The sequence below is a fragment of the Pseudoalteromonas sp. genome, from assembly GCF_041613455.1.
Taxonomy (GTDB): domain Bacteria; phylum Pseudomonadota; class Gammaproteobacteria; order Enterobacterales; family Alteromonadaceae; genus Pseudoalteromonas.
The window spans coordinates 1-7,537 of record NZ_JBFJHD010000150.1 but is presented as its reverse complement, the minus strand read 5'-3'; the positions used below and the strand labels follow the sequence as shown (position 1 = coordinate 7,537).

The following is a 7,537-nucleotide window of genomic DNA, read 5'->3' as shown; positions in this document are numbered from 1 at the left end:
AGCACCCGAGCCAATGCCTCTGGTGCCATGGTTGGGCTATTTTTTGGTGTAATAACTATGCTACTCGCCTGGGTATTTGAACTAGTAGAAGGCTACCTATTTGGCTCCATTGGCATCTTAAGCTGTATTTTGGTGGGCTACCTTGCCAGTGCCTTATTTAGCAATAAACCGGCTAATAGCTTAAACGGCTTAACCATTCATACCATGAAGTGAACGGCTAGCTGCAGCCGTTTTAAATCACTGTTATTAAACCTTAGCAACCGAGGAGTTTGAAATGAGTACAGGGCAATCTTCACTGCCAAATAGCACCATGATCAGCACTATTTTTGAGGCGGAAACAGAAGGCTTTGGGAGTTATCGTATTCCAGCATTACTCCCATTGCCAGACGGCAAATTACTGGCATTTTGTGAAGCGCGTGCCATTTTGTCAGATCACGCCCACAATAAAATAGTGCTAAAAACCAGCCAAGATAACGGCATAAGCTGGAGCGAGCAAATTCTAGTAGCCGATGCCGGTGAAAATGCCTTAAACAACCCCTTGGTGGTACGTGATGCAAGCACCGGAGATATTGTTTTAATGTATCAGGAGTATCCCTATACCACAGCCGATGCCGTGGAAGATCCCACAGCATGGGTGTCGCATGCTGGGCAAAACTTTCCGTCTAATGTACACGAAGGTGCAGTAGAAACGGGCTACCAAGGGCGCATCTGCCGCACCTTTGTGCAGCGCAGCAGCGATGGCGGGCTCAATTGGTCAGCAGCCGTCGAAGTCACACGGCAAGTTAAGCGCCCTACTGAGGTAACTTGCTACGCTGGGGGGCCTGGAATTGGTATTCAACTACGCACAGGGCAGTATAAAAACCGTATTATTATGCCCTTCACACAAGGCCCTTGGGACAATATGAAAGTGTACGCGGTATACAGTGACGATGGCGGCTATCAATGGCAATACGGCGAGGTAGCGCCTGCTGCAGTTAATGAGCATGCCAATGAAACACAAATGGCGGAACTATCCGATAGCCGAGTGATCCTCAATGCCCGCAGTTACCACGGTAACTACCTGCGCAAAACCGCCTTTAGTGACGATGGCGGTATCAGTTGGTCTGCACTGCACGACACCCCCGATTTACCCGAACCCGAGTGCCAAGGCAGCATTATTAGTTTACAGCACGACGCCAAACATAACGGCTTAGCATATTGTGGCCCTGCCAACACACTACAACGCAGTGAAGGGGTACTAAAAATAAGTCAAGATGATGGAAACAGCTGGCAACATGCGGCTTCGGTGTATCCTGGTTCGTTTGGCTATTCATCTATTTGCCAGTTAAGCAATAACGAGATAGGCGTGATGTTTGAACGCGATAACTATAGCGCTATTTCATTTGCGCGCGTGAGCTTACACAACCATACAGCGTAAATCAGCCTTTCCCCCATAATCAATCCCCTAGGCTAGCTTTGTGCTAGCCGTATTAACCTCGTTGTTAGCCGCAGTTAATAAATAACCTAAATAAAATTAATAATGTAGCGACTTTCATGTAAATAAATGGTTAAAAAATAGATTTTAACTTTGACAATTTAAACCGCCAAATGGTATGTTGGTATAACAGGTTGATGGCATACTTGTAGCTGCAGTGCTTTGTTGTACTTTTTGTAATCACGCGACAAAGCTAGTTATGAATAAACATCTAAAAATAAGTATAATTTTGGGGATATCATGATGAAATCAAAAACGTTCGTTAAGTCACTACTAGCGATAAGTATTGCTTCGCTAGCCACCTCTTCACTTGCTGCTGATGAACAAGACATCAAAGTAAATGCAAAAGTAGAAAAAATTATTGTTACCGGCTCACACATCAGTAAAGGCGATTTTGAGTCTGCTTCTCCGGTAAAAATACTGGACGCTGATGATATTGAAGGCGTTGGTGCAGTTAATGTTGGTGATTTACTGGCTAAAATGCCATCAGTGGTTGGCGATACTACTTCTGCAAGCTCTAATATCAGCGAACAAGATTCTGGTTTAAATACCGTTGCGTTACGCAACTTGGGCTCTTCACGGACTTTAGTATTAGTTGATGGCAAACGTTACGTTTCGGGTATGTCTGTAGGCTCTGGCTACGGCGTTGATTTAAACACGATTCCCACCACTATGATTCAAAGCATTGAAGTACTTACCGGGGGGCAATCTGCTGCCTATGGTTCTGATGCGGTTGCTGGTGTTGTTAATATTATTTTAAAGAAAAACTTTGATGGTGTGGCATTTAAAGCGCAAGCTGGCCGCAGCGGCGAAGGTGATAAAGACACCACAGATATCGAATTTTCAATTGGTAAAAACTTTGCCGACGGTAACGCGTGGTTGTCAGTGGGTTACTCTGAAGATGACGGCTTAATGGCGCGTGATCGTGATTACTCGCGCGTTCATAAAGATGCGGTAGACACCGATGGTGACGGTATCAGAGACACCTCTGCCTATGTCGGTTCGTCGCATGTTTATGGTGGCCGAATCGATAAATACAATGGCGATGGCAGCTTATTTACCCGTACTGATGACCCTGCAACATCAGATGCATTTAACTTTCATGATTTCCGCTCAATGATAGCCCCTCTTACGCGACACTTTATTGCCAGTGGTTTATCGCTCGATTTAAATGAAAGATCACGCATGAACTTTACGGCTAACTACGCCCGTGTCGACTCGCGTGCACGTTATGAGCCGATTCCGCTTGATACTCGAAACGATATCTTTAAATTATCTAAAGGTGGCACAACCGGCATCGATATCGCAACCCACCCATGGTTTGCAGGAACGACGCTTGGAAATAACTTACTTAACGACGGTATCACTAACCTTGACGATGCCAGTTTAACATTCAGACGCCTCTATGAGTTTGGTGATCGTGGTGCAGAAAACACCCGCAGCACATTTAGAGTTGCCGGTGAATATGAGTATGATATTTCAAATGATATTTACTTGAAATTAAGCGGTACTTACGGTGTTACTGACCAAAAACAAACCAACCACGGTGACATTAACTTAGACCGCGCTCGCTATGCATTAAATGTTGAAGACAATGGCGCAGGCGGCTATCAATGTGCCGACGATATTGCGCGCATTAATGGCTGTGTGGTATTTAACCCGTTTGCACTTGATGGTATTTCTCCTGAAGCCGTTGATTATTTAGCTGCTGATACCAACTTAGAAGGCAGTATTGAACAAGTTGTGGTTACTGCTGTTGTTGCTGGTGCGTTAGACTTTGCTGTTAGTAATGACGTTGACAATATTGGTTTTGCAGCTGGGGTTGAGTACCGTGAAGAAAAAGGCCATGAAACTCCCGATCCATTACGCCAAGCCGGCATTGTACGTGGTGCAGCTATTGCGAAAACCAAAGGCTCATTTGACGTTGTTGACGTGTTTGGTGAGTTGCATATTCCACTACATGAAAAATTAAGCTTATCTGCCGCGGTACGCTTTGGTGATTACTCATCGGTAGGTAGCACCACAAACTGGACATTAGGGTTAGATGCACCAATTACAGACAGCATTCGTTTACGTGGTGCGGTAGCAACGGCAGTACGTGCACCTAACGTAAGCGACTTATACGCAGGTGGTACTGCAACTGCAGCACTGGTTACCGATCCCTGTGATGGCCTAACCAATGCAGACACAGGTAATATTGCGGTAAACTGTCGCTCGGTTGCCGCTATTCAAGACCGTATCGATAGCGACGGCGCATTTAACTTAACGCAAGTAGAACGTCAAAATACCGCAGGTTTATTAAGCGGCTCTACCGACGTTAAAGAAGAAAAAGCCGATACCTTCACTGCCGGTATCGTGTTTACGCCCGAGTCAATTTCTGGCTTACAAATGTCACTTGATTATTACGACATTAAGATTGATGATGCCATCGCTAAAACAGACCGTACCGTTATCTTAAACCGTTGTTACTCTGCAGATCCAAGTAACTTTGATGCAAACTGTAATGGCCTAGTACGCCGTGATGGTCGCTCGGGTGCTGCACTGGACGTGAACGCTGCATCTGGAAACGAAAACCTAATTGAAACTAAAGGTCTTGATATTGATTTGTCATATATGACCGATTTAGGTGATGGCGACTTGTACGTTGGTTTTGCTGCAAATATTTTAGATACTTACAGCATTACTGGCCTTGAAACTGGCGACAAACAAGAACTTGCCGGTGAAGTATTGTTCCCTGAACTGCGTTTTAACATTAATGCCTCTTACACAATTAATGACTTCAATATGTATTGGCAATTACGTTACTGGGATGAAACAAAAGACCGTAACGATAACACCGTGTTGACTGAAGAGCTTAACGCTATTGACTCACAAGTTTATAATGATGTGCGCTTTAGCTATAACTTCACCAACCAAATTAATGCTTACTTTGGTATCACTAACTTATTTGACGAGCAACCGCCACATTTAACAGCGGGTCATAAGTATCAACAACAAGGTACATTAACTAACGGCACTGCATACGATTTAACCGGGCGCGCCTATTACGCTGGTGTTAAATTAAACTTTTAGTCATCCAACTCGCTTAAGTAAGCCGTTTGATATCTTAAGTATTAAATGCAAGGTGGGCTGAACTTTCAGTCCACCTCTTTCCACTGCAGCACAAACCGAGAAGACTTTCATGATCACCACATTAATCGCCGATCAACTGTTTGATGGCAAAACACTGCACGTTAACCGCCCTATCAGTATTGAAGATGGCAAAATCATTGCGTTCGATACCGTCAAAGGTGCCACTGAAACAAAAGTAAGTGGTTTATTAACCGCCGGATTTATTGATACACAAGTTAATGGCGGCGGCGGTTATTTACTTAATCAAGATACCAATTTACATACCTTAAAAGCGATGAGCACGGCACACGCTAAATTTGGTAGTAGCAGCTTGCTACCCACACTTATCACCAGCAACGTGCAAAAAATAGCGCAAACAGCCGACGTGATCAGTAACGCTATTGCACAACATACCCCAGGGATTATTGGGGTACATTTTGAAGGGCCGCACATTAGCGAGCCTAAAAAAGGCATTCATAGCAGTGAACAAATTCGCAGCTTATCTCAGCAAGAGCTAGATATATATTGTCGTGACGATTTGGGCATAAAAATAGTCACACTCGCCCCTGAAAATGTCAGCTGTGAAATCATTAAAACCTTAGTCGCTCACAATGTGCATGTCTGTTTAGGGCACTCAAATGCTACCTTTGAGCAAGCACAAGCAGCCTTAGCTGCGGGCGCTACAGGGTTTACCCATTTATTTAATGCGATGTCAGCACTTGAGTCGCGCGCACCGAATATGGTAGGCGCCGCGTTACTCGATGAACACAGCTGGTGCGGGCTTATTTTAGATGGTCATCATGTGCACCCAAGCTCAGCTAAGTTAGCGTATAGAGCCAAAGCAGCGCATAAAATGATGTTGGTTACCGACTCAATGTCGACCATAGGCAGTGAGCAAAGCAAATTCCATTTCGATGGTCATGACATTAATTTAATTGGCGACAAACTAACCAGTAATAGTGGTCAATTAGCAGGTTCAGCATTAGATATGATCACGGCGGTGAATAACGCCACACAAATGTTAGCTATTCCATTAACCGATGCCCTTAATATGGCCAGTTTATATCCCGCAGAGTTTTTAGGCATTGCAGATACGCGTGGACAATTAAGCATTGGTGCTAACGCCGATTTAACCCTTCTTTCTACAACAAATTCGTCGCCCCGTGTAGTAAATACATGGATTGGCGGCAAAGCACTATTTTAAAATTACAGAGGCTTGAAATGAATAAATTAACTGGACTGATTGCAGCCCCCCATACCCCATTTGATAACAATGGCGATGTTAACTTACCGGTGATTGACCAATTAGCAACATTACTTATCAAACAAGGCGTTAAAGGCGTTTATATTTGTGGTACAACGGGCGAAGGGCTTAATTGCTCGGTTGCCGAGCGTAAAGCGGTTGCTGAACGTTGGGTAGCAGCGGCGCAAGGCAAGCTAAGCATTACGGTACATACCGGTGCATTGTCAATTGTTGATACGCTGGAATTAACTAAACACGCTGAAACACTGGATATTTTCGCAACTTCTATCATTGCACCGTGCTTCTTTAAACCGGGTTCTGTTGATGATTTGGTGGATTACTGTGCGACTGTCGCAGCCGCTGCGCCCACAAAAGCGTTTTATTACTACCATTCAGGTATGTCAGGCGTGATGTTCGATATGGAGCAATTTTTAATTAAAGCTGACAAGGTCATTCCTAACCTTGCGGGTATTAAGTTTAACCATGTTGATCTGTACGAATTCCAACGCTGTAAACGCGTGTGTGACGGTAAGTTTGATATTCCATTTGGTGTTGACGAATTTCTTCCTGGCGGCCTGGCAGTAGGTGCTATTGGCGCTGTGGGCAGTACCTATAACTACGCAGCGCCCCTTTACTTGGATATTATCGAGGCGTTCAATAATGGCGATCAACAAACAGTAACCGCATTAATGGATAAAGTAATTGCGCTTATTCGCCCACTGGTTCAGTACGGTGGGGTCGCTGCTGGCAAAGCTGCAATGCAACTTCATGGTATTGATGTAGGCAATCCTCGTTTGCCAATTCGCGCACTAAGTGATGCAGAAAAGCAAGATGTGGTTGCAAAAATGCAAGCCGCAGGCTTTATCGATCATCAACCTGCGTAATAGCTACTAAGTAGTGCATTGCTTTTAGCGCACTATTGGGGATTAATGTGTTGTTATCCCGTTATTAGCCGCATTTATGCGGCTTTTTTTATGCTTATAATGCTAAATTATCACTAATAATGAGTTGTAACGATTGCCAACTTTGCAAGTTCTCATTAAAACTAGGAAACATCGTAAAATGATCAATACCCGCTAAAACATGGAACACAATATTAGCTTCGTTACTGCTGCTTACAAAACTAATAGCCTGTTTTATACTAACTTCTTTGTCTTTATCGCCATGCATAATTATATATTTTACGCTATTGTCAATTAACTGTGCCGGGTTACAATTTTTTATCCGACTATGCCCATCAGCAAATTCACCACCTAATAATTTTACTATTTGTTGTGGTTGCCCTAAATCACTGCGGCGCCTTAGATCAACTACCCCCGCAATAGCAATAACTGTTTTTATAGCTAAGTAATCGGCTTTATACAACGCTGAGTCTTTATCTATCATACCCCGTGAGGCAGCCCACGTTGCTAAGTGTCCACCTGCTGAATGACCAATAATCATCACATTGCTTAAATCTAATTTATGCTCTGTTGCCAAGGTGGTTAAAAAATCGATGCCTTGTGCAACATCACTAAAAATACTGGGCCAGGGCGCGCTCACATTAGCGCCGACACTATTCATACGGCGATACTCTAAATTCCACACGGCGACATTTTTATCCGCTAAATATTCAACAATTTGCTTAGTTGGATAACTGTCTAAACTATGATTATCTTTCCAATAGCCGCCATGAACCACAATAACAACGGGCAAATACGCATCATTTT

6 protein-coding genes are annotated in these 7,537 nt (G+C 43.8%); 5 read left to right on the top strand and 1 reads right to left on the bottom strand.

The window, feature by feature from the left end:
* The 5 genes from ABYB02_RS12495 to ABYB02_RS12475 all read left to right on the top strand — a co-directional run.
* Positions 1-213 (top strand): hypothetical protein (locus ABYB02_RS12495; RefSeq protein WP_372762775.1); only part of this gene is annotated, 213 nt, incomplete at its 5' end.
* 61 nt (positions 214-274) lie between these two features.
* On the top strand, positions 275-1,417 hold the full coding sequence (locus ABYB02_RS12490) for an exo-alpha-sialidase (protein ID WP_372762774.1): 1,143 nt from the start codon (positions 275-277) through the stop codon (positions 1,415-1,417).
* A gap of 297 nt (positions 1,418-1,714) precedes the next feature.
* Complete coding sequence (locus ABYB02_RS12485; RefSeq protein WP_372762773.1) at positions 1,715-4,546, top strand: TonB-dependent receptor plug domain-containing protein; 2,832 nt, start codon at positions 1,715-1,717, stop codon at positions 4,544-4,546.
* Positions 4,547-4,655: 109 nt separating this feature from the next.
* Entirely contained in the window at positions 4,656-5,789 is a 1,134-nt protein-coding gene (nagA, locus tag ABYB02_RS12480; protein ID WP_372762772.1) for an N-acetylglucosamine-6-phosphate deacetylase, read from the top strand.
* 17 nt (positions 5,790-5,806) lie between these two features.
* The gene (locus ABYB02_RS12475) at positions 5,807-6,712 is read left to right on the top strand and encodes a dihydrodipicolinate synthase family protein (RefSeq protein WP_372762771.1); all 906 of its coding nucleotides are present in this window, start codon (positions 5,807-5,809) and stop codon (positions 6,710-6,712) included.
* Between the two features lie 94 nt (positions 6,713-6,806).
* Here ABYB02_RS12475 and ABYB02_RS12470 read toward each other — a convergent pair.
* Positions 6,807-7,537: alpha/beta fold hydrolase (locus tag ABYB02_RS12470; RefSeq protein WP_372762770.1), on the bottom strand; the 731-nt coding region annotated here is incomplete at its 5' end.